The sequence below is a fragment of the Burkholderia sp. Tr-20390 genome (genome assembly GCF_017104595.1).
Taxonomy (GTDB): Bacteria; Pseudomonadota; Gammaproteobacteria; order Burkholderiales; family Burkholderiaceae; genus Burkholderia.
In genome coordinates this window covers 21265-44891 of record NZ_JAAGPC010000042.1, presented here as the reverse complement: position 1 = coordinate 44891, position 23627 = coordinate 21265, and the positions used below count along the sequence as shown (strand labels likewise).

The window sequence follows — 23627 nt, the reverse complement described above, 5'->3', positions numbered from 1 at the left end:
CGGCCGGTCATGCGTGCTGCGCGTGCGCGTCGTGGTCGTGGCCATGATCGCCGTGCACGAACTGCTGCAGCGACGCGACGCCGCGTTCCTTCGCTTCGAACAGGCTCTCGAGATGCTCGCGCGTGTTGACGAGCCCCTTCGCGCGCACCGTGCCGGTTTCGTCGAGCAGCACCGCGTACGGCAGCTTGCCGATCTGGTACGCGAGGCCGAGCTCCTGCGACAGCACGTACGGGAAGCGCCCGAGGTCGTGCTTGCGTGCGAAGCGCGTGTGTTCGTCGGCATCGCCATCGCTCGCGAGCACGATGTTCACCGGCGTCGCCTCGCTCGCCTGCAGCGACGGCAGCAGCGGCAGCAACTTCTTGCAGACGGGGCACGTCGGCGACAGGAAGAACAGCAGCGTCGCCTTGCCTGACGCATCGAAGCCGCCGACCTTCACCTGCGCGCCGCGAATGTCGGTCAGTTCGAACGTCGGCGCGATCGCGCCGACCGCCGGCCCCTTGTCGATCATCAATGCGCCGGCCGGCATGATGCGTTCGTACAGGATGCCGATCTGGCGCACGAGCGCGAGACAGATCGCGCCGAGCGCGACGACGGCCACCCACAGCAGCGCGGTGGAAACGGTGAGAGCGGTTTGCATCATGAATTCCTCAGGTGGGAAAGGCGCGGTAGGTTGGCGAGCAGCACGTCGACGGTGAGCAGCGCGCAGACGATCAGCAGCACGGAGAAGAACAGCGTCAGGTAGTCGAACCACACGACCGCGCGTGCGCCCGGCTCGACGAGCGCGGTCGCGGCCAGCGCGGCGAGCAGCAGCGCACGCCCGACGTGCAGCCAGCCGATGCCGCGCGGCGCATCCGTGCGCGCCGCCGCGAAGCCGGAACAGCCGCAGTCGATGTCGGTGTGGCCGCGCAGGAGATTGATCGCAATCGCGGCGGCGAAGGCCACGAGCAACGCGACCAGGCCGATCGCGCCGGCCGTGCGCGTATCGGGAAACAGTAGCGCCGCGGCACCGATCGCTTCCGCGAGCGGAATCGCGAACGCGACGGGCGCGGTCAGCGCGTCGGGCAGCAGCCGGTAGCCGGCGAGCGCCTGGCTGAACGCGGCGGGCCGCCGCATCTTCGCGAACGCGCCGAGCAGCACGACGACGGCGGCGCCGGCCTGCGCGCTGGTGGCAAGTACGGGATCGATCGTCATCGCGGCCTCACGGGTTGACGAGCAGCGACGACGTGTTGCCGATCTGCTTCTCGACGTGCTGCAGCTTGCCGGTGCGTGCATCCATCACGACGAGGTCGGACGTCGCCGTCAGCCCATAGAACAGCGGCTTGTCGTCCTCGCTGACCTGGATCGACACGAGCGGATCGACCTTCTGCTGCGCGAGATCCCAGCGCGCGACACGCTGCTTCGACTTCAGGTCGACCACCCACACCTGCGTGCCGGGATCCTTGTGCGAGCCGTCGCCGCCCTTGTGCATCAGCACGTAGTAGCGGTTCTGCCGGGCCTGCACGGCCGTCTGCTGCATGCCGCCCGGGCGCCAGCCTTCGGCGCGCTCGGCATCCGTCAAGAGCGGCCACGGCTTGCCGAACGCGGGCTTGTCGCCGCTGAAATCCGCGCTGCGCACGTTGCCGCCGTACGTCGTGAACAGATAGTCGCCCTGGTAGCGCGACGCGTTTACGAACGCCGGATCCTTGTCGACGTCGATGAACGCCTCCGACATCGTGCGCTTCACTTCCTTGCCGTTCGCATCGAGCGTGACGGTCAACGCCTTGCCGCTTTCGCACAACGCGGTGAAGCGGTCGTTGCCCGACGGATACGCGAGCACGCAGGCCGCCGTGTCGATCTCCGACAGCACCTGTTTCGACACCGCGTCGATCACCGTCACCGAGGCGGCCGGCGTGATGTTCGCGACGTACAGCCGCTTGCCGTCCGCGCTGAACGCGGTGTTGTACGGCGACGGCACATGCTGCGCATGCTTCGCCGGAATCACGATCTCGCCCGCATGATCGAGCGTCGTGTTGTCGGTCATCTCGACGACGTCGGTGCGCGTGCCGTGCGAGCCGCGCGAGAAGTAGGTCGTCGCGACGAAGCTCGTCTTGTGGTCGGGCGAAATCGCGAAGCCGGGGCCGAAGCCGCCGTCGATCTGGCCGAGCAGTTTCCTCGCATCGGCGTCGTATACGTAGATGCGTCCGTCGGTCATCGACGGCATCGAGATGTCGACGATATAGACCTCGTGCGGATGCCATGGCGGCATCTTCTGCACGACCAGTTCCTCCGGCTTTTCCGTCGCGTTCGCGCTGCCGGCCCATGCCGCCGCGAACGCCAGCGTCGCCGCGAGCACCGCGGTTCGTCGCCTTGTCCTCATGTCGCCTCCAGTTGGGGAATCACGTGATGTGGGGCGACTGTAGTTCGACAATAAATCCGGTCAGCACCCGGACCGGCACCGCGTGCTTGCCGATTCGGGATATTGGAAAACCGCCTGAAAGCCGCGCCGGCCGGAGGCTTCCGACCCTCTGACAAATGCACGCGGAATAGCGCTCCCCCTTATTGCGCCGACCAGGCGGTCGGTTTAATCTTGCGCGGTCCTGATCGACGCACCCGGAGGCGCAGTGTTCGTGTTTCACGAGAGGTTCGACAACGCGGACCGGCATGCCGAGGCGCTGCGCGGCTGGCACCAGCGCTACGACCAGATCGGCTCCGGCGCGTATCGGAGCGCGGTCAAGCATGCGGTGCTGGACGGCATGCAGCTGTTCCAGGAAACCGCCAACGTGCGCATCATCCAGCGCGGAAGACTGCCGCACGACCATACGGTGTTCGGCATGCCGCTCACCGGCTCCGGCGCGTTCGCATTCGGCGGTGCGCGCATCGAGCGCGGCACGATGGTGATGGCGCGTGGCGGTGCGCCGTTCGAGCTGCATTCACCGGACGACATGTCGCTGATCGGTGTCGTCGCCGATCGCGCGCTGATGCAGCAGGTCGAGGATGCGGCCGATGTGCGCGTCGACGAAGCCACGTTGCGGCGCGGCGTCGCCGACATGCCCACCGCCGTGCTGATGCGCGCGAGCGTGCAGGTCGCCACGCAACTCGAGCGCGTGCTGGCGGCACCCGATGCCTACCGCGACGCACGCGCGCAGCGCGAACTGCGCGGCGAGATCGGCAACGTGCTCGTCGATCTCCTCACGTACCGGATTCCCGAGCCGTCGAACCGCCTCACGCACGCCTGTCGCGCCGACATCGTGCGCCGCGTGCACGACTACGTGATCGGCCATCCTGAAGCACCGGTCGACGTGCTGAGCCTGTGCACGCAATTGCGCGTGAGCCGGCGCACGATGCAGAACAGCTTCCAGTCGGTCGTGCAGACCAGCCCGTTGAACTACGTGCGCTCGCTGCGCCTGTCGCAAGTGCGGCGGATGCTGCTCGATACGCGGCAGGCCGACCTGCCGATCAGCGACGCGGCCGCACGCTGGGGCTTCATGCATCTCGGGCATTTCGCGAGCGCGTACAAGGCGCAGTTCGGCGAGTTGCCGTCGACCACCGCGCGCCGGGCCGTGCGCGACGCGAAAACGCGCTGAGCCCGCGCAAAACCCGCGATAATCTCCCGCTGACCGTTCGGCGCGCGCGAGCCGGCCGCGGCGCCTGCCCGTCCGCTCGCCGCCCCGCACGATGCGCGACGACGACTACCCGATTCCATCTCCTGCCCCGATGCCCGAGGATTTCCATTTCCTGCTGCTGCCCGGCTTCTCCGCACTCGGCTTCATGTCCGCGGTCGAGCCGCTGCGCGTCGCGAACCGCTTTCGCACCGAGCTCTATCGCTGGCACGTGATCAGCGCCGACGGCGCGCCCGTCGCCGCGAGCAACGGCATTCCGGTCGCCGCCGAGGCCGCGTGCGCGGAGGTCGACAAGGTCGATACGGTGTTCGTCGTCGCGGGTTTCGATCCGCTCGTGTGCTACACCCGCGCGATCGGCGACTGGCTGCGCCGCCAGCACCGTCATGGTGCAACGCTCGGCGGCATCGACACGGGCAGCTTCGTGCTCGCGGAAGCCGGGCTGTTCGACGCATCGCAGCCGCTCACGCTGCACTGGGAAGCACTGGCCGCGTTCCGCGAACGCTACCCCGGGCTGAACGCGACGCAGGAGCTGTTCGAGATCGACGACCGGCGCATCACGTGCGCGGGCGGCACCGCGTCGATCGACATGATGCTCGACCTGATCGGGCGGCGGCACGGCGCCGATCTCGCGGCGGCGATCTCCGAGCAGTTCGTCGTCAGCCGGATCCGGCAGCGCTCGGACAGCCAGCGGCTCGAGATCGCCGCGCGCTACGGCGTGCACAACCGCAAGCTGATCCAGGTGATCGGCACGATGCAGCGGCACATGGAAACCCCGCTCGGCTCCGATGCGCTCGCGCAGGAGGTGTCTATCACGCGCCGCCAGCTCGAACGGCTGTTCAGCGCGACGCTGAACGACACGCCAACGCACTTCTACCTGAACCTGCGCCTCGATCGCGCGCGTGAACTGCTGCAGCAGACGGACATGAGCATCACGTCGGTTTGCGTCGCGTGCGGGTTCGAATCGCCGTCGCATTTCTCGCGCACGTATCGCACGCGATTCGGGCTGAGCCCGCGCAACGACCGGCGCTCGACGCGCTGATCGTCGCCGGTTTCACACACAATCCGGCGCTGAATTGCGCGTTCGGGCAGCGATTCCCGCCGCTTGCTGAACAATGCCGGCGATTGATCGACGGACCGAAGCGGTCGTCGAAAATAAATTGGAATGTCGTTGAAAATATTCTGTAACATACCAAAAAAAGTTAGATAGGCAGCCTAACGACATGCATGCCGCATCGCCACGTGCGTCGCGCCACGCGGGCTGCCACCGATATCGATCCGATCCGAGGGGTATGACATGACGATGCTCGCTTCGCCGTCGCCGCACCTGCCTGCCGTTCGCTTCTTCTCCCGCTTCTCCCCCTCTTCGCCTGCCTGTTTCTTTTCGACCTGACATTTAGGGTTCCTTAGTCAGTCGACGTTCCCAACACCGCTTCGCCGCACCGGCGCCATCGCGCCGGCGCGCGGGCCGTGTCGTGCCTGCGCGCCACGAACGCGCGGGCGTATCCAACCGTTGAGATGAGGATCACGTATGCAGACATCACGCAAAGCACTGCCGCTCGCCCTGGGTCTCGCGCTCGGTTTCGGCATCGTCGGCGGCACCGCGGCCGATACGAAAGTGTCGAACCCGCAAGCAACGAGCCTGCGCGAAAGCCTGACGCGCGGCGTCGCGCCGCCGGCCGCCAAGGCCGATACGGCCGCCGGGCAGTTCCGCGCGGACGGCGTCGCCGTCACGCTGTACAACCCCGCGTATCGCGCGAAGAAAACCGCCACGACGCCCGCCGCCACCGCGCGCGACTTCGTCGCGTCGCAGGCCGCGCAGCTCGGGCTCGACGCGACCGCGCTCGCGAGCCTCGTCGTCACGTCGGAGCGCAACGACGCCGATTTCACCGTCGTGCGCCTGCAGCAGCAGGCGGCCGGCTTGCCCGTCTACGGCAGCGATATCGCGGTGACGGTCGCGAAGGACGGCCGCATCCTGTACGTCGCGAGCAACACGATCAACGGCGTGGTCGCGACGTCGCGCAAGTCGCAGGCCGTCGACCAGCAGCAGGCGCTCGACCGCGCCCGCGCGTATCTCGGCGTGAGCGGCTTCACGAACCTGGATGCGCAGCTCGTCGCGTTCGTCGACAAGACCGGCACGCATACCGTATGGAAAGTGCGCGGCCGCCCGAACGACGGCCCGAAAGGCGACTGGGAGCTGCTGATCGACTCGGGCAGCGGCGACGTGCTGCGCGCCGAGGACAAGGCGTTCTACGCGACCGACGGCACGGGCTTCGTGTTCCGGCCCGACCCGCTGTCGCCGACCAGGAGCAGCTACGGCAGCACGGGATTCAAGGACAGCAACGACGCTGACTCTTCGCAGCTCACCGCCGCACGCGTGCGCGTGACCTTGAAGGATCTCGCGCAGTCGGGCGGGCGCTACACGCTGACGGGGCCGTACGCGTCGTGCATCGATTTCGACGCGCCGCTCGACAAGGCGTGCCCCGTGCAGTCGACGCCCGCGTTCGAGTTCACGCGCGGCAACCTGTATTTCGAGGCCGTGAACGTGTACTACCACATCGACACGTTCCTGCGTTACGTGAACCAGACGCTCGGTATCAAGGCGCTGCCGTACCAGTACACCGGCGGCGTGCAGTACGACCCGCACGGCGAATCGGGCGACGACAACTCGTCGTACTCGTCGAGCAGCGGCCGGCTGACCTTCGGGCAAGGCGGCGTCGACGATGCCGAGGATGCGGACGTCGTGATCCACGAGCTCGGCCACGGCATCCACGACTGGGTGACGAACGGCGGCCTGTCGCAGCAGGAAGGACTGTCGGAAGGCACCGGCGACTATCTCGCCGCCGCGTACAGCCGCGACTTCAACCAGTGGAGCCCGTCGGATGCCCAATACCACTGGGTCTACAACTGGGACGGCCACAACGAGTTCTGGGGCGGCCGCGTGACCAACTGGAACGTCGGGCGCACCTACGCGCAGGCACGCGGCGCGGAGATCCATACGGCCGGCCAGTACTGGGCGTCGTGCAACCTCGTCGCACGCGACGCGATCGGTGCGCAGGCAATGGACAAGGCATTCCTGAAAGGGTTGTCGATGACCAACAGCTCGACCAACCAGAAGGCCGCCGCGCAGGCCGTGCTGACGGCTGCGTCCGCGCTCGGCTACAGCAGCGCGCAGCTGACCGCGATCGGCAATGCGTACAACCAGAGTTGCACGTACGGCGTGACCGTACCGAAGAAGTCGTAGTTCCGCAGCAGGCGGGGGCGCCTCGCACGACCTGCGGCGCGCCCTCTTCCTCGACATCGCCATCCTCACGAGATCGAACATGCCTACTCTGAAACTGACCCGCCTGAGCGCCGCGCTGGGCGGCATGCTGCTGACCGCCGCCGCGCATGCGACGCCGGTGTGGATCACACTCGGCGACGCGGCGTTCCGCCAGTTGCAACGCATCGACGCCGGCGCCACCGCGCAATACAGCACGACCCTCGACGCCGGCAAGACGGCCGACGGCACCGCGCGCCGCGAAACTGTTCACGTCGTCGAAATCGACGATTCACGGCTCGGCGAGCTGGCCCACGCCGTCCACCATACGCGCGGCCACGGGCCCGGCTATGTCGTGCACGACTCGTTCGACGACGCGCGCCAGGCACTGCAGCCGTTGCCGCCGACGCTCGCGAAACAGGCCGCCGCCTCCGTGTACAAGGTATCGAACGCGCCGCAGATCGGCACGTGGATCCAGCAGCTGCAGGCCAGCAACATCGTCGGCACGATCACGTCGCTGTCCGGCTTCACGAACCGCTACTACACGACGTCACACGGCGTCGCCGCATCGGACTGGCTCGCACTGCAGTGGAAGCAGCTGGCGGGCTCACGCGCCGACATCACCGTCGAACAGTTCGCGCACACCGGCTTTCCGCAGAAATCCGTGATCCTGACGATTCGCGGCAGCGATCCGGCCGCGGGCACCGTCGTGCTGGGCGGCCACCTCGATTCGACGGTCGGCCGCACGACGGAGAACACGCGCTCGCCCGGCGCGGATGACGATGCGTCGGGCATCGCCAGCCTCACCGAAGCGCTGCGCGTGCTGCTGGCGAACAACTACAAGCCGAAGCGCACGATCAAGTTCGTCGGGTACGCAGCCGAGGAAGCCGGGCTGCTCGGCTCGAAAGCGATCGCGAAGCAGTTCCGCGCGCAGAACGCGAACGTGGTCGGCGTGCTGCAGCTCGACATGACGAACTACAAGGGCGATCCGAAGGATATCTACCTGATCACCGACTACACGAACGCGTCGCAGAACACCTACCTGACGAATCTGGCGAAGACCTACCTGCCGGAACTCGCGATCGGCACGTCGCAGTGCGGGTATGCGTGCTCGGATCACGCGTCGTGGAATGCGCAAGGGTATCCGGCGTCGTTCCCGTTCGAGGCCGACCAGAACGACAGCCCGTATATCCACACCGTGAACGACACGCTGGAGAATTCGGATCGGCAGGCGAATCACGCGCTGAAGTTCGGCAAGCTGGCGCTGGCCTACGCGGTCGATCTCGGCGGAAACGGCAGCGCGACCGTCAAGCGTTGACCCGGCGACGGCCGGGGGCGGTGGAACGGGCGCGTGGTGCGGGCGCGCCCGTTCGAACCCGGCCGAACCCGTTAGCCGTTCCGGATAGAATCGTCATTCGCCCACTTCAGCAACACGGTGCAATGCCATGACCGATATCTCCCGCTCGTTCGACGATCTCACGCCCGAACGCGTCACGACCGCATTCGACCTGCCCGGCCACACGACCGTCCGCTCGCTCGGCGTCGCACAGGGGATCATCGTGCGCTCGCGCTCGATCGTCGGCTCGTTCGGCGCGTCGCTGCAAACCCTCTTCGGCGGCAACATCACGCTGTATACGTCGCTGTGCGAGAAGGCGCGCCAGCAAGCGTTCGACAAGATGCTCGGCGACGCGCGCAAGCTCGGCGCGAATGCGATCGTCGCGATGCGCTACGACTCGACCGAGATCGGGGCGGGCGTCACGGAAGTCATCTGCTACGGCACGGCCGTGCGGGTCGCGCGCGACGCCGGCGCCTGACCGTCAACCGTTACGCGCCGGCCGCCCACACGATCGCAGAAACGGCGTCGGTATCGCTTCAGTGCTCTCGTTCCAGCGAAGTCATGTTTCGCAGTTGCGGGAACAACCGCATCCACGTGAGCGCGACCGCAATCGTCGCGGCGCCACCCACGACGATCGCCGCCGGCGCGCCCCACCATGCGGCCGTCACGCCCGACTCGAATTCGCCGAGCTGGTTCGACGTACCGATGAACAGCGAATTGACCGCGCTCACGCGCCCGAGCATGTCGTCGGGCGTACGCAGTTGCACGAGCGACAGCCGCACCACGACGCTGACGACGTCCGACGCGCCGAGCGCGGCCAGCGCCACGAGCGACAGCGCGAAGTGCCGCGACAACCCGAACACGATCGTCGCGATGCCGAATGCGATCACGCCGCCGAACATCGCGCGACCCGGCCGCCCCTTCAGCGGGAACCGCGTGAGCCACAGCGTCCCCGCGAGCGCGCCGACCGCAGGCGCCGCACGCAGCGCACCGAGCCCCCACGGGCCGACCTGCAGGATGTCGCGCGCGTAGATCGGCAGCAGCGCGGTCGCGCCGCCGAACAGCACCGCGAACAGGTCGAGCGACAGCGCGCCGAGAATGGCCGGCTCACGCCGGATGAACGCGATGCCCGAAAACACCGAGCGCAGCGTGACCGGCTCGCGGGCGGGCGGCGCACTGCGCAGCGGAATCGTGCCGCTCAGCACCGCCGCGATCGCGAATGCAACGACGCTCGTGCCGAACGCGGCGGGCGCGCCCACGCCATACAGCAGCCCGCCGAACGCGGGCCCGAGGATCTGCGCGGCCTGGTTCGCGGACGTCGACAGCGCGGTTGCGCGCGGCAGGTCGGTGCGCGGCACGACGGCCGGCAGCAGCGACGACACCGACGGCGACTCGAACGCGCGGGCCGTGCCGACGATCGCCGCGAGCGCATACACGGCCGGTGCGGCCAGCCACCCTTGCGTGGCGCCGAGCAGGAACACGCCGGCGGCCAGCGCCTCGACGCCCTGGCAGATCGTCGCGATGCGTCGACGATCGTAGCGGTCGGCCACCTGCCCGACGACGAGCGTCAACGCGAACATCGGCACGAACTGCGCGAGGCCGACGAGACCGAGCGCGAACGCGCTGTGCGTGAGCGCGTAGACGTACCAGCCGATGGCAACCGACAGGATCTGGAACGCCAGGGAGGACATGACGCGCGTGCCCCAGAAACGCTGGAACGGGACATGGCGGAACAGGTTGGCGGGTAACGGGGATAAAGGGCTGGGGTCGGGCACGGAGTCGGTCATCGAGGTCTCGGCAGGCGGCGCTGCGCGCCGGTACCGTTCGAGAAACGACGGCGCACGCCGACGCGTGCGCGCGACAACGGTGCCGACGCGGCCAAAGCGCGATGATATGCCAACCGCGAAAAACGGGCCGCAGGTGTGGGTGCCGACGATTCCGGCGGCCACGCTGATCGCGGCCGCCGGGTCGATGCCGGGCTACAGGATCTTCCGATACAGGCGGCCCGCGCGCTTTACCGCGGCGGGCCGCCTGTATCGCTCGAACCCATCGCGATGCCGAACAGACGTTGCCCTTCCGGCGTGTCCTCGACTCTCCAGCCCTCGGCGCTCAACGCTTCCCGGATCCGGTCGGCTTGCGCCCAGTCCTTGTCCGCCCTCGCGCGCTCACGCTCACCGAGCAACCCGCGGACATGTTCCGGAACGTCGAACGCAACCGGCCGCCATTCGCGCAACCCGAGGCCCAGCACCGCGTCGAAGCTGTCGACGGTCGCTTTCAGGGTGGCAGGCGGCAGGTTGCTCCTGACGAGATCCCACAGCACCGCGAGCGCCCTCGGCAGGTTCAGGTCCTCGTTCACTTCGGCATCGAAGCGCGCCGCGAAATCCGCATCGACCTGCCCGCCGTCCGGCCAGCCGGCATGGAGGTGCCGCAGTCGATTCAGCGCGGTGTGCGCCGCGTCGAGCGACGCCCACGTGAAATGCAGCTTGCTTCGATAATGGGCCGTCAGGCACAGGTAGCGGTACGCGAGCGGATCGACACCGCGGCGCTGCAAGGTCTGCAGACGAACGAAATCGCCGCTCGACTTCGACATCTTCGTATCGGCGTCGAGCGTCAGGAAGTGCCCGTGCATCCAGTAGTTCGCGAGCTGCGTGCCGTGGGCCGCCCGCGTCTGCGCGATCTCGTTGCTGTGATGCACGGCGATATGATCCTCGCCGCCGCAATGGATATCGAACAACGTCCCGAGATACTTCGCCGACATCGCCGAGCATTCGATATGCCAGCCCGGAAAGCCGCGCCCCCACGGGCTGTCCCATTCCATTTGCCGCTTGACGCCGGCCGGGCTGAACTTCCACAACGCAAAATCCGTGATGCTCCGCTTCCCGCCCAGCGCTACCCGCTTGCCCGCCTGCAACCCCGCGCGGTCCAGCCGCGCGAGATACCCGTAGTCGTCCTGCCGACTGGTGTCGAAGTAGAGGCCGTCGTCCGTCCGATAGACGTAGCCGGCCCGGTCGAGCGTATCGATGAACGCGATCTGTTCGGCGATGTGATCGGTGGCGCGGCACCACACCGTCGGCTCGAGCAGGTTGAGCGCGCGCCAGTCCCGGACGAACGCCTCGGTGTAGCGCCGCGCGATGGCCCACGCCGATTCGCCGGTCCGACGGCTGCCCTTCTCCATCTTGTCTTCGCCTTCGTCCGCATCCGACGTCAGGTGGCCGACGTCGGTGATGTTGACGACGTGCCGGACCGCGTAGCCGTTGCGTTCCAGTACGCGGCGCAGGAGATCCTCGAACACGTAGGTTCTCAGGTTGCCGATGTGGGCATCGTCGTAGACCGTCGGGCCGCAGCAATACATGCCGACCTGCCCGGCCCGTATAGGCGTGAAGGGGCGCACGGTACGCGACCAGGTGTCATACAGCGCAAGCGGCATCGAGTTTCTCCGTCTGGAAAGTGTCGGCCCAAAAACAAAAAGGCCGCCTGTCTTGCATCACAGGCGGCCGGAAGGCGATTGCTTGAATGTTCAGCGAATTCGCTAGACGCAACGTCCCCCTGGCATGTCCTGACAACATGCACGGATGAACGAGGAGGGGGAAAGGGCGAGATCAAGCATGCGGACGATGCTAGCGCCTATAGACGGCAATGGTCAATACCATCCGAGCGCTGTTTCCCGGGGGTTGGCCAGGCTGACGGCCGGGCCGGACGGCTTTCGTGCCCGCTCACGCCCGGCAAAAAAAAGCGCGAACCGAGGTTCGCGCCAAAGAGAGACCGCTCGCTGAAGACGTCGCTGCCCCACCCCATCCCGCTCAGAACGAATGCCGCATCCCGATCCGCACGTCGGCCTGCGTCTGCGTCGTCGACGGCGTGAAGCTGTAGCCGATCACCGCATCGACGCCCTGCGACGCGCGCAGGTAATCGCCGGAGATGTAGATGTCGGTGCGCTTCGACAGCAGGTAATGCAGGCCGGCCGTGCCCTGGTTCCAGTGGTGGCCTTCGAAGCGCGTGTGCTGGTAGCCCGCGATGAGGCTCAGCGCCGGCGTGAACTGGTACAGGCCGCCACCTTCGTACACCTGCATGTGCGACGACTGGCCGAAGCCCTTGATCGTCGTGTACGAGTAGTTGGCGTCGAGCGTCAGCTTGCCGATCGTGTAGCTGGTGCCGATGCCGAACGTGCCCTGGCTGTCGACGTCCATCGCGGTGTTCGAGAACAGGTCGGTGCGGGCGCCGGTCGCCGGATCGACGGTGACGGTCTGCTGGCCGAGGAACGTATGCGTGCCGATCATCGCGTACGGGTCGAACGCATAGATGCCGTTCGGGTTGTTCAGGCGCGTGTACGCGGCGCCGATCGAGAAGTCGCCCTTCGTGAAGCTCGCGCCCGCGCTCCATGCGCTGTTGCGGTGGAAGTTGCCCGCGACGTTGCCGAACGAGTACATCGCGCCGAACTTGAAGCCGCTGAGATCGTTCGACAGGAACTTCACCGAGTTCGGCAGGCGGTCGCCGTTGAAGCGGTCGAAGTCGCCCTGGTGGATCGCATAGCCGCTGCCCCACGCGGAGATGTTGTAGATCGATACGAGCTCGTTCGTGATGTCGAGCTGGTTGCCGAACGACAGCGTGCCCCAGTCGTTCTGCAGGCCGACATACGCCTGGCGGCCGAACTCCGCGCCGCCGAAGCCGAGTTGCCCGTTGCCGAGGTGGAAGCCGCTCTCGAGCGTGAACACGGCTTTCAGGCCGCCGCCGAGATCTTCCGTGCCCTTGAGGCCGAAGCGGTTTCCGTACGCGACGCCGTCGTCGAACTTGACCACGTGCGAGCCGCCCGTGTTGTTCACGTACGTGATGCCGGCGTCGAGAATCCCGTACAGCGTCACGCTGCTTTGCGCATGGCCAATGGCGGGAATACAGGCCGCGCATGCAAGCGCGGCGGCTACGGCAACTTTCGTATGCTTCATTATCGACCACCCTCCCTGAACCGTTCGATGGATAGAATCTCGTCCCGGCGCGTGCCGCGATGCGCCGGTGGATTCGAATTCGGTACGCCCGCTGGCTTTGGTATTTCGTTTTCCGCAATAACGCAGCCATTGGCGAAAAATACAAACCCATATTTCGGGTCACCCGTCTGAAGGCGACACTAAATGGTCACGATGCGACGGATCGGGAAAACACGTAGACAGGCGGCACGGTAAAAACCGGCCGCCGGAAGGGAGGGAATCAGCGGCCGTCGAGGGCCGCGCGCACGGCCGGCAGGCCCGGTGCGCCGGCCGCCGTCGTCACGCCGTCGAGCCAGCCGGCGACCAGCGCCGGGTCGGCCTTCAGCGCATGCTGCGCCGCGAGCACGGGCGACGTCTTGTGGTCGAGCATGTCGGCGATCATCCGGTTCTCGACGTCGACGGAGAACGTCATCTGCCGGAACAGCCTGGCGAGGTTCGCGCACTGGCCGGCGAACCCGGCGCGCGTGACCGTATTGACCGTCGCGCCGCCGTAGTTCGGGCCGAAATACGCGTCGCCGCCCGACAGGTAGGTCAGGTGGAACTTCGTGTTCATCAGGTGCGGCTCCCATGCGAGAAACACGATCCAGCGCTTGTCGCGCACCGCGCGCTCGACCTGCGTGAGCATGCCCGTCTCGCTCGATTCGACCAGCGACCAGTTCGCCGCGCCGAGCGCATGGTCGGACAGCATCCGCTTGATGTTCTGGTTCGCGGGTGCGCCGGGCTCGATCCCGTAGATCTTGCCGCCGAAGCGGTCCGCATAGCGCGCGAGATCGGCGAACGTATGCACGCCGGCGGCCGCCACGTAATCGGGCACCGCGAGCGTGAATTTCGCGCCGCTCAGGTTCGCGTGCAGCACGTCGATCGATTTCTCGTCGACGAACGGCTTCACGAGCGGCGCCTGCGCGGGCATCCAGTTGCCGAGGAACACGTCGACCTGCCCTTTCTTGAGCCCCTGGTACGTGATCGGCACCGACAGGTTCGCCACGTCCTGCCGATAGCCGAGCGCCTTCAGCACGACGCCCGCCATCGCGTTCGTCGCGTCGATGTCGGTCCAGCCGGGCGCCGCCATCTTCACGTCGCCGCACGTCTGCGGGTCGGCCGCGTACGCGGCCTGCGTCGTCATCAGGCACGCGGCCGCGGCGAGCGCCGCGCCGATCCTTCGGATTGCTGCATTGCGTTGCCGTTTCATGGTTCGCTTCCTCCGTCGTTCTTCAATGATCACGATGCGGTACGCTCAGCGCCCGACTCGCGGAAACCGCGCCATCGCCTCGAGCGTGTCGAGTTCGATGTGATTGCGCATGTAGCGCTGGCTCGCGTCGGTGAACGGCTGCCAGTCCCACGCCTGAATTCGGCCTTGCGTCGTGGCCGCGTAATGGAAGCGCCGGCGCCGCTGGCTGGCTCGCACCTGCCGGTCCAGCTCGGGCAGGTTCCAGCGCTGCGCGGCCTGCGCGCGGAACGCGGCAAGCACGTCGGCCGCTTCCGGCGAGTCGGCGAGGTTCGTCAGCTCGCGCGGGTCGTCCGACAGGTTGTACAGCTGGTCGGGATCGAGCGGGCAATGCACGTACTTCCAGTCGCCGCTGCGGATCATCACGACCGGCGCGACCGCGCCTTCCGCCAGGTATTCGCCGAGCGCGACGTCGTGCGCCGGCGTGCCGTGCAGGTGCGGCACCAGGCTCGCGCCATCGATCGGGTCGGGCCAGCCGCCGGCCGGCGCGGCGCCGGCGAGGTCGACAAGCGTCGGCAGCAGGTCGACGTGCGACACGGGCCCGCGCACGCGCGCGGCGTCGAAGCGGCGCGGCGCATGGACGATCAGCGGCACGCGGCAGCCGCCTTCGAAGAACGTCATCTTGTACCAGAGCCCGCGTTCGCCAAGCATGTCGCCGTGGTCGGACGTGACGATCACGATCGTATCGTCGGCGAATCCGCACTGTTCGAGCGCGGCCAGCACGCTGCCGAACTGAGCGTCGACGTAGGACGTCGCGCCGTAGTAAGCACGGCGCGCGGCGCGGATCTGCGCATCGGTGGGCGGCGTGCGGTCGTTCTCGCAGACGAAGCGCAGCCGCTGCGAATGCGGATCGCTTTCCGCTGCATCGAGCCGCACGGCCGGCATGTCGATGTCGTCGTCGCTGTACAGATCCCAGTAGTCGCGCGTGATCGCATACGGGTCGTGCGGATGGGTCAGCGACACGACCATGCAGAACGGCCGCGCATCGTGCCCGGCCGCGCGCTCGCGCGCGACGTCGTACAGCTTCTGCTTCGCCGCGAACGTGACCTCGTCGTCGAAATCGAGCTGGTTCGTGCGCACGCACGGGCCGGCCTCCAGCACCGAACTCATGTTGTGATACCAGCTCGGCCGCTCGGTCGGGCTGTCCCAGTCGGGCACCCAGCCGAAATCGGCCGGATAGATGTCGGTCGTGAGGCGCTCCTCGAAGCCGTGCAGCTGGTCGGGCCCGCAGAAATGCATCTTGCCGGACAGCATCGTCCGGTAGCCGCCCGCGCGCAGGTAGTGCGCGAAGGTCAGCGTTTGCGCCGGCAATTCGGCGGCGTTATCGTAGGCGCCGATCCCCGACGGCAGCTTGCCCGTCAGCAGCGAGAAGCGCGACGGCGCGCACAGCGGGCTCGCGCAGTACGCGGCGTCGAACACCACGCCTTGCGCGGCGAGACGGTCCAGCGTCGGCGTGCGCGCGACGCGATTGCCATAGGCCGGCAGCGCGAACGGCGTGAGCTGGTCGGCCATCAGGATCAGGATGTTGGGTGTCGGGTTCGTCATCGGCTGTCGTGGGGAAAACGGTGTTCGAATGGACCGGCGCGCCGCTCGCGCAGCGGGACGTCCGGCATGACGGAAGCGGCTCGACGAAAGTGCCGCACGGGCGGGCCGCGCTGGCTAGAATCGCGGAATGCGTGGCGCGGCGCCCGTGAAGCAGGCTTTGAAGCAGGTTTTGAAGCAGGCCGCGAAGCGCAGGTACCGCACCGTCCGAAGCACTATCACCCGCCCGAATTCGCGCGGGTAGGCGTCCGGCCCTTATGGGGCCATTAGAGAGACTTATGTCGAAATCCGAACCGTTACCGTCGATGCAGGCGCTGCGCGCGTTCGAATCGGCCGCCCGGCTCGCGAGCTTCACGGCCGCCGCGCGCGAGCTCGGCTCCACCCAGCCGGCCGTGAGCCAGCAGGTGTTCCAGCTCGAAGCCGAACTGGGCGTGCCGCTGTTCGAGCGCAGCCCGCGCGGCGTCACGCTGACGGCCGACGGCGAGTGCCTGTACGAAGCCGTGCGGCTGAGCCTCGACACGCTGCGCGGCGCGACCGCGACCCTGCGCGCGCGCCGCGAGCACGGCGCGCTCACGATCGTCACCGACTTCGGCTTCGCGACCTACTGGCTGATGCCGCGCCTGGCCGGGCTGAAGCGCGTGATGCCGGATGTCGACGTGCGCGTCGTCACGTCACAGGATTACGACGCGCAGCGCGACCACGGCGACATCGCGATCCTGTTCGGCGACGGCCACTGGCCATCGTGCACCGCCGCACGCCTCTTTCCGGAATCGGTCACGCCTGTCTGCTCGCCCGCGTTCCGCGACGCGCACCCGCACGTCGCGCGGGCCGAGCACCTGCCGGCCCTGCCGTTGCTGCACGTGCAGCCGACGCGCCCCGAGCGCTGGCTGTCGTGGTCAGGCTGGTTCGACGCGCACGGCCTCGATACGGCCGCCGCCGCGCGCGGCGTGACCTTCAACAGCTACGCGCTCGTGATCCATGCGGCGCTGCTCGGCGAGGGCGTCGCGCTCGGCTGGTCGCCGCTCGTCGACGAACTCGTCGCGTCCGGTCAGCTCGTGAAGCTCGTCGACGCGCCGGTCGTCACGTCGCGCGGCTACTTCCTGGTGCGGCCGCCGCAGCGGCCCGAGCCCGACGCGACCCACGTGTTCCGGCGCTGGCTGCTCGACGCGTGCGCGAGCGCGTGACGGGCGCACCGCGCCCCCGCGTGCTGGCGCGCCGATACCAGCCACACGGCGCGTTGGTTCTATCCGCCCCGAAATCGTCCTGATTTACTTGAGCCTCCCGCTACCCGCGCGACGCGGCGCTTTCGTGCGCCGCCGCACGGCCGTGCGCCCATGCCATCCGAGGAATCTCATGACCGCCGAGCACCGCCCCGATCAATTCGTCCTGACACTGTCGTGCGCGAGCGCGGCCGGCCAGGTCGCCGCCGTCGTCGGCTTTCTCGATCGCCATCGCTGCTATGTCGATGCGCTGAACGTGTTCGACGACGATCTCAGCAACCGCTTCTTCGTGCGCTGCGTCTTTCATCCGACGGATGAAACGCTGCAGATCGATGCGCTTCGCCACGAATTCGCACCGATCGCAGCCGGGCTCGGTGGCCAGCAGGGCGACATGCAGTGGGCGATCCACGACGTGAACGCGCGGCCCAAGGTGCTGATCATGGTGTCGAAGCTCGAGCACTGCCTCGCGGACCTGCTGTTCCGCTGGCGGATGGGCGAGCTGAAGATGGACATCGTCGGCATCGTGTCGAACCATCCCGACTTCGAGCCGCTCGCCGCGCAGCACGGGCTGCCGTTCCGCCACTTCCCGATCACGGCCGAGACGAAGGCACAGCAGGAAGCGCAGTGGCTCGACTTCTTCGAGACGAGCGGCGCCGAACTCGTGATCCTCGCGCGCTACATGCAGGTGCTGTCGCAGGAGACGAGCGCGAAGCTCGCGAACCGCGCGATCAACATCCATCATTCGTTCCTGCCCGGCTTCAAGGGCGCGAAGCCGTATCACCAGGCCCATGCGCGCGGCGTGAAGCTGATCGGCGCGACCGCGCACTTCGTCACCGACGATCTCGACGAAGGCCCGATCATCGAACAGGTCGTCGAGCGGGTCGATCATGCGCTGCGGCCGGAGCAGCTGCTCGCGGTCGGGCGTGATGTCGAATCGCTCACGCTCGCACGCGCGGTGAAGGCGTTCATCGAGCGGCGGGTGTTCCTGAACGGGGACCGGACGGTGGTGTTTCCGTAAGCGGAAAGGCGTCGCGTTCGGCACGCGGCAGAAACGCGAAAGGCTCGACCGGTAGGTACCGGTCGAGCCTTTTTTTGTCGCCACGTTGCGCGCGATGCGCCGCGCAACGCTCCGGGTGCGGTTTCCGGAGCCGCCGCGCGCCGCAGCGCGTGCGCTACCGCGTCACTTTACCCACGCGAAGTAATACGACAGCCAGATCGTCAGCCCCGCGCCAACCAGCGCCACGTAAGGCATCAGACTCAGCCACATCGCGCGCTTCGGCACCTCGAGCTCCATGTCGCGCTGCATCTGCGCGGGGAACCGGCCGCGATCCTGCCAGTAGTGACGGAACAGGAACACCGGCACGATCAGCAGCATCGCGATCAGCCCGTTGCGCAGCGTGCCCTCGCCCTGCAGGTTGGCGCCCGCACCGACATACACCAGGTTCGCATACCCGCAGATCGCGCCGCCGACGAGCAGCCACGTCGGGCAGCGGAACGGCCGATCCCAGTTGCCGCGATCCATCCGGTGGATCCAGCCCGACTGAAGATTCAGGAATACGAACAGCATGTAGCAGACGTTCGAGATCGACAGCACCGTCATGTAGTCCGACATCATCAGCAACACGAGGTTGAAGCCGAGATCGGTCCACATCGCGCGCGTGGGCGAGCCGTGCTCGTTCACGTGCGACAGGTACTTCGGCAGCCAGCCGTCGACCGATGCCTGGTACAGCGTGCGCGACGAGCCCATCATCGACGTCATCACGATCAGCAGGATCGACAGCATCAGCATCACGACGACCGCATTCGCGACCCATGCGCCGCCGCCGACGATCTTCGCCATCGCGGCCGCGACGCCGGTGCCGTCGCCGATCGACGGATCGAGCATCGCCTGCGTGCCGAGTGCGCCCTGGAACGCCATCGGCACGAGCGTCATCACGACGAGACACAGTGCGCCCGACCAGAAGATCGCCTTGGCGGTATCGCGACGCGGGTCACGGAATTCACGCGTGTAGCAGACGGCCGTCTCGAAGCCGTACGACGCCCAGCCGGCCATGAACATCGCACCGAGCGCCATCGTGACGCCCTGCCCGTTCCACGAGCCGAACGTCGCGGCCGTGAGATTGCCGTGCGCGTCGTGACCGAGCGGCAGCAGCGGGAGCAGGTTCGACATCGGCACGTCGCCCGTGATGAACGGCACGATGCCGACGATCAACAGCGGCGTGAGCGACGCGATGCCGAGAATGCGCTGCGTACGCGCAGCCTTCGATGCACCGCTGTGTTGAAGCTTGAACGTAATGAGAAGCAGGATCGTCGCGATGATGAACGTCGCATTGATCCGCAGGGACAGACCGGGCTTGATGAACCCGAGATCCGCAACCTTGAGCTGCCAGTGCAGCACCGCCGCGTCGGCGGGAAAGAGACTCGTGAGCGCATAGCTCGCCGCGAGGCCGCAGCCGAGCGCGAGCATCGGCGACCACGCGAGCCAGTTGCACCACACGGAAACCGGGGCAATCAGCTTGCTGTAACGAACCCAGCCGATCGCGCCATACACGGACGCGCCGCCCGATTTATGGGGAAATAGCCCCGATATTTCCGCATAAGTCGCGCTTTGAACCAGCCCCATCGTGATCGCGGCGATCCAGATCGCCCAAGCGGGCTGGCCGATCGTCGCGCATACGCCGCCGATCGTGAACAGCACGCCTGCCGGCACGCCGCTCGTTACCCAAAAAGCGTCTTTCCAAGTCAGGCCACGATGCAGCGTGTGGCCCGGCGAATCATGTGAGATGGTTGCCTCAACATCACTGGTGCGATTCGCACGCAGTCCTGCTTGACTCATCCAATTCCTCCTGTGATGACTCCGCACAAGGGCCGTATTGTAACAATTTACGGGATTTTTTGCAGAATCAAAAAAATAATTCCGGGATAAGGTCGTGTCGCAGTGCAATTATTTCGCATTACTACCGACCTTTCCCGGACTGTCTCTTCATCTAGTTATCGAGGTGATTCACTGCCGGCTTACTGCACGCCTTCCGTCCATGCATTCACGCGATCCGCATGGGCTGCAATCCACGCATCGGCGGCCGCTTCCGGCTTCGAGCCGTTCTGGATCGCCAGCATCACGCTGTCGATTTCACCCGGCTTCCACTGGAATTTCTTCAGGAACGCGACCACCGGCTTCGCCTTCGTTTCGAGCCCCGGATTCACGACGCTGTCGACGTGCTCCGCGCCGCCGAACACTTTCTTCGGATCCTCGAGGAAGCGCAGCTTCCACTTCGCGAACATCCAGTGCGGCGCCCAGCCCGTCACGATCACCGGCTTGTTCGCACCGACCGAACGCGACAGCTCGGCCGTCATCGCGCTGCCCGAGCTCGGCATCAGCGTGTAGTTCAGCCCGTAGCTCTTGATCGCGTCGTCGGTCTTGCGCATCACGCCGGCACCGGCATCGATGCCGACGATCCGGCCGCCGAAGCTGCCCTTCTCCGCGTTCAGGTCGTCGATGCTCTTCGCCTTCACGTAGGCAGGCACGATCAGGCCGATCTTTGCATCCGGGAAATTCGCGCCGAGGTCGACGACCTTGGCCTTGTATTCATCCCAGTACGAGCCGTGCGTGACCGGCAGCCACGCGGACAGCGTCGCATCGAGATCGCCGCGCGCGACGCCCTGCCACATGATCCCGGCAGCGACCGGCACGAGCTTCACTTCGTAGCCGAGCTTCTTCTCGATCACGCGCGCCGCGACGTTCGACGTCGCCACGCTGTCATCCCAGCCTTCGACGTAACCGATCTTCAGCGTGGGCTTCGTATCGGCAAGTGCGGACGCGCTCAGCGCCACCATGGCCGACAGTGCGCCGGTCCACAACAGTTTTCCGAACAGCTTCATGGTCGATCTCCTTGATATGCGCACCGTGCGCGTTGCCTCTCTAGGTTCTTCAACCACAAATCCGCGGTATCGTTGTTTTCCGACGGATGCTTGTCCGGACGCGACGCGCCCGGGCAGCCGATGGCGTGTTGCGACTACTTGTCGATCACGAGATCCGACAGCGGCTTGCTGCAGCACAGCAGCACCATCCCCTGGTCGATCTCGCGCTGGCGGATGCCGCCGTTGTGCTTCATTTCAACCTGCCCCGACACGAGCTTCACCTTGCAGGTGCCGCACATGCCCTGCGTGCACGAGGCCGGCAGCCGCACGCCCGACTGGCGCGCCGCATCCAGCACGTGCTGCTCCGAGCCGCACGAAATCTCGCGATTGCTCTTCGCGAAGCTGACCGTGTACTGCTTCGTTTCGGTGTCGGTGTCGGCGCCGTCGGCCAACGGGGCGAGATCGGCGAGCAGTTCGTCGCTTGCGGTTTCGGCAAGCGTTTCGAACGAGAAGCTTTCCTCGTGATACTGCTTGCGATCGAAGCCGGCTTCGTCGAGCAGGTCGCGCACGGCCTTCATGTACGGCGCGGGGCCGCACGTGAAGATTTCGCGCTCCATGAAATCCGGTGCGATCAGCTTCAGCAGCGGCAGCGTCAGGAAGCCCGTGACGCCCGGCCAGTTGGTGCGGGCGCCGACGCGCTCGACGACGAACGACGTGCGGAAGTTCGTGTGGTTCGACGCGATCAGGTCGAGCTCGCGCGCGAAGATGATGTCGTCCGGCGTGCGCGCGCTGTGCACGAACAGGATGTCGCGATCCTCGGCGAGATCATGGTGCGCGCGGCTCATCGACATCAGCGGCGTGACGCCCGAGCCGGCCGACAGGAACAGGTACTTGCGCGCCGGATGCCGTGCGCACGTGAATTCGCCGGCCGGGCCGAGCACGCGCACCGCGGCGCCCGGCTGCAGGTTGTCGTGCAGCCAGTTCGACACCTTGCCGCCCGGCACACGCTTCACCGTGATCGACACCGTGTGCGGCCGCGCGGGCGACGACGAGATCGTGTAGCAGCGGTTGATCGTTTCGCCGTCGATGTCGAGCTCGAGCGTGAGGAACTGCCCGGGCTCGAACGAGAACGAGCGGCCCTGCGGCGAACGGAAGAAGAAACTCTTCACGTCGTGCGTTTCCTGCCGCACGTGGCAGCACACCAGCGTTTCCTCGACGTCGCTCGTCCAGCGCTCGGGAAGGGCGTTCCAGAACGCCGGGCGCGTCACCCGGCTGTCCGTCGGCTCGAAGTTGGCCGCATCTCGCATCATGTCTGACTCCGCTTGTACGCTGCTGGGTACTATTCGCCGGTTTTTTCGGCGAGCCGGCCGATATACCAGGCCGAGAATTTTTCGACGAGACCTTCCGTGAACGGCGAATACGGGCCCGGCTCGTACGCGCTGCTGGTCGCGCCGCGCTGCGAGAATTCGACGAGCGCGCGATCCTGGTCGTTGGTCGCGTTCCACACGGCCGTGAGGTTCTTCACGTCGTAGTCGATGCCTTCCTTCGCGTCCTTGTGCACGAGCCACTTCGTGCGCACGAGCGTCTTGCCGGCCGACAGCGGGATCACCGAGAACGTCACGATGTGATCGCTCATGAAGTGGTGCCACGAGTTCGGCTGCGTCCAGAACGACAGCCCGCCGAGGTCGGCCTTGTCGAAGCCGCCGAGCAGCTTCTTCGACGCGACCTTCGCATCGAGCGTCTGCGATTCGCCGTGGCGATCGAGCGGCAGGCGCTGCGTGCGGAAGCCCGTCACGTCGAGCAGCTTCTCGATCTCTTCGGACGGCAGGCCCATCTCGGCCCACTCCTTGCCGCGCCGCACGCAGGTTTCCGCGAACGCGTCCATGCCTTCGGCGTTGGCGTCGGAGCGCTGGTAGCCGAAGCCGTATTCGTACAGCGAGATGGTGAGCTCCGGATGGTTCGCGACGCAGTGATAGCACTCGCGGTTGTTCTCCATCGTGAGCTTCCAGTTGCCTTCCTCGATGATGTCGATCTGCGCGGCGATCTTCGTGTTCGGCAGATCGTGCGGCAGCAGGTACGGCTCCATCTCGGCGCGCAGCTGCGCGAAGTCGGCGGGCGGCTCGTCGGCGAGGCAGATGAAGATCAGGCCCGCGAGGTTCTCGACGTGCACCGACTTCAGGCTGTGCTTGCAGCGATCGAACTTCTCGCCCATGTGCTCGGCGAACATCAGCTGGCCCGTCAGGTTGTAGGTCCAGCTGTGGTACGGGCACACGATGTTGCCGACCGAGCCTTTGTCTTCATTGCACAGGCGCGCGCCGCGGTGACGGCACACGTTGTGGAACGCGCGGATCGCCATGTCGTCGTCACGCACGATCAGGATCGAATCGCTCCCCAGTTCCACGGTCACGTAGTCGCCCGGCTCCGGAATGTCCGGCTCGACCGCCACCTGGATCCAGTGCTGGCGGAAAATCGCCTCCATGTCGAGCGCGAAGATGTCCTCGCTCGTGTAGAACGGCGCTTCGAGGCTGTGCCCTTCCTTGCGCCGCTCGATCAATGCACGAATGTCTGCCGATACTTTCATCGTTTGCTCCGGATTCCTTGCATCCCTGGGT

The 23627-nt window shown here is 66.6% G+C and carries 19 protein-coding genes; 7 read left to right on the top strand and 12 right to left on the bottom strand.

Annotated features, from left to right (window positions below; translation table 11 throughout):
- Positions 1–7 precede the first annotated feature (7 nt).
- From mauD to G3N98_RS14205, 3 genes are read right to left on the bottom strand one after another with little or no spacing between them, the layout of a single operon-like run.
- Positions 8–640 carry a methylamine dehydrogenase accessory protein MauD gene (gene mauD / locus G3N98_RS14215; RefSeq protein ID WP_206148507.1) on the bottom strand — a complete coding sequence of 211 codons (633 nt, stop codon included), beginning with the start codon at positions 638–640 and terminating at the stop codon, positions 8–10.
- On the bottom strand, positions 637–1191 hold the full coding sequence (locus G3N98_RS14210; protein ID WP_206148506.1) for a MauE/DoxX family redox-associated membrane protein: 555 nt from the start codon (positions 1189–1191) through the stop codon (positions 637–639). The genes mauD and G3N98_RS14210 overlap by 4 nt, the downstream gene beginning before the upstream one ends.
- 7 nt (positions 1192–1198) lie before the next feature.
- Entirely contained in the window at positions 1199–2356 is a 1158-nt protein-coding gene (locus G3N98_RS14205) for an amine dehydrogenase large subunit (RefSeq protein ID WP_206148505.1), read from the bottom strand.
- 244 nt (positions 2357–2600) lie between these two features.
- Between G3N98_RS14205 and G3N98_RS14200 the strand changes: the two genes are divergently transcribed.
- The 5 genes from G3N98_RS14200 to G3N98_RS14180 all read left to right on the top strand — a co-directional run bounded on the left by G3N98_RS14200 (position 2601) and on the right by G3N98_RS14180 (position 8669).
- Complete coding sequence (locus G3N98_RS14200) at positions 2601–3563, top strand: helix-turn-helix domain-containing protein (RefSeq protein ID WP_206148504.1); 963 nt, start codon at positions 2601–2603, stop codon at positions 3561–3563.
- A 130-nt stretch (positions 3564–3693) separates the two neighbouring features.
- Entirely contained in the window at positions 3694–4638 is a 945-nt protein-coding gene (locus tag G3N98_RS14195; protein ID WP_206148516.1) for a GlxA family transcriptional regulator, read from the top strand.
- A 489-nt stretch (positions 4639–5127) separates the two neighbouring features.
- Entirely contained in the window at positions 5128–6840 is a 1713-nt protein-coding gene (locus tag G3N98_RS14190; protein WP_175239177.1) for a M36 family metallopeptidase, read from the top strand.
- A 79-nt stretch (positions 6841–6919) separates the two neighbouring features.
- The gene (locus G3N98_RS14185) at positions 6920–8173 is read left to right on the top strand and encodes a M20/M25/M40 family metallo-hydrolase (RefSeq protein ID WP_206148503.1); all 1254 of its coding nucleotides are present in this window, start codon (positions 6920–6922) and stop codon (positions 8171–8173) included.
- A 127-nt stretch (positions 8174–8300) separates the two neighbouring features.
- A complete protein-coding gene (locus tag G3N98_RS14180; RefSeq protein ID WP_069252350.1) occupies positions 8301–8669 on the top strand; it encodes a YbjQ family protein in 369 nt (122 codons plus the stop codon).
- A gap of 58 nt (positions 8670–8727) precedes the next feature.
- On the opposite strand, the gene G3N98_RS14175 is transcribed toward G3N98_RS14180, so the two are convergent.
- The 5 genes from G3N98_RS14175 to betC all read right to left on the bottom strand — a co-directional run bounded on the left by G3N98_RS14175 (position 8728) and on the right by betC (position 15940).
- On the bottom strand, positions 8728–9978 hold the full coding sequence (locus G3N98_RS14175) for an MFS transporter (RefSeq protein ID WP_206148502.1): 1251 nt from the start codon (positions 9976–9978) through the stop codon (positions 8728–8730).
- A gap of 227 nt (positions 9979–10205) precedes the next feature.
- Positions 10206–11618, bottom strand: coding sequence for a cysteine--tRNA ligase (cysS, locus tag G3N98_RS14170; protein WP_206148501.1), 1413 nt, complete (start codon positions 11616–11618; stop codon positions 10206–10208).
- A 373-nt stretch (positions 11619–11991) separates the two neighbouring features.
- Positions 11992–13131: a porin gene (locus tag G3N98_RS14165; RefSeq protein ID WP_089426849.1), complete on the bottom strand. Its 1140-nt coding sequence runs from the start codon at positions 13129–13131 to the stop codon at positions 11992–11994.
- Positions 13132–13390: 259 nt separating this feature from the next.
- Positions 13391–14359, bottom strand: coding sequence for a choline ABC transporter substrate-binding protein (choX, locus tag G3N98_RS14160; RefSeq protein WP_206148500.1), 969 nt, complete (start codon positions 14357–14359; stop codon positions 13391–13393).
- 45 nt (positions 14360–14404) lie between these two features.
- The gene (gene betC / locus G3N98_RS14155; RefSeq protein ID WP_206148499.1) at positions 14405–15940 is read right to left on the bottom strand and encodes a choline-sulfatase; all 1536 of its coding nucleotides are present in this window, start codon (positions 15938–15940) and stop codon (positions 14405–14407) included.
- A gap of 275 nt (positions 15941–16215) precedes the next feature.
- On the opposite strand from betC, the gene G3N98_RS14150 reads away from it, so the two are divergent.
- Positions 16216–17121 (top strand): LysR family transcriptional regulator, encoded by a 906-nt coding sequence (locus G3N98_RS14150; RefSeq protein WP_174950624.1) that lies wholly within the window; start codon positions 16216–16218, stop codon positions 17119–17121.
- Between the two features lie 169 nt (positions 17122–17290).
- The gene (purU, locus tag G3N98_RS14145; protein WP_089475439.1) at positions 17291–18175 is read left to right on the top strand and encodes a formyltetrahydrofolate deformylase; all 885 of its coding nucleotides are present in this window, start codon (positions 17291–17293) and stop codon (positions 18173–18175) included.
- A gap of 162 nt (positions 18176–18337) precedes the next feature.
- Here the strand turns inward: purU and G3N98_RS14140 are convergent, their stop codons facing one another.
- The 4 genes from G3N98_RS14140 to G3N98_RS14125 all read right to left on the bottom strand — a co-directional run bounded on the left by G3N98_RS14140 (position 18338) and on the right by G3N98_RS14125 (position 23596).
- Positions 18338–19993: an APC family permease gene (locus G3N98_RS14140; protein ID WP_206148498.1), complete on the bottom strand. Its 1656-nt coding sequence runs from the start codon at positions 19991–19993 to the stop codon at positions 18338–18340.
- 179 nt (positions 19994–20172) lie between these two features.
- Positions 20173–21036, bottom strand: coding sequence for a glycine betaine ABC transporter substrate-binding protein (locus tag G3N98_RS14135; protein WP_089475441.1), 864 nt, complete (start codon positions 21034–21036; stop codon positions 20173–20175).
- A gap of 134 nt (positions 21037–21170) precedes the next feature.
- Complete coding sequence (locus tag G3N98_RS14130; RefSeq protein ID WP_174973785.1) at positions 21171–22325, bottom strand: hybrid-cluster NAD(P)-dependent oxidoreductase; 1155 nt, start codon at positions 22323–22325, stop codon at positions 21171–21173.
- A 29-nt stretch (positions 22326–22354) separates the two neighbouring features.
- Positions 22355–23596: an aromatic ring-hydroxylating dioxygenase subunit alpha gene (locus G3N98_RS14125; protein WP_206148497.1), complete on the bottom strand. Its 1242-nt coding sequence runs from the start codon at positions 23594–23596 to the stop codon at positions 22355–22357.
- Positions 23597–23627: the final 31 nt, after the last annotated feature.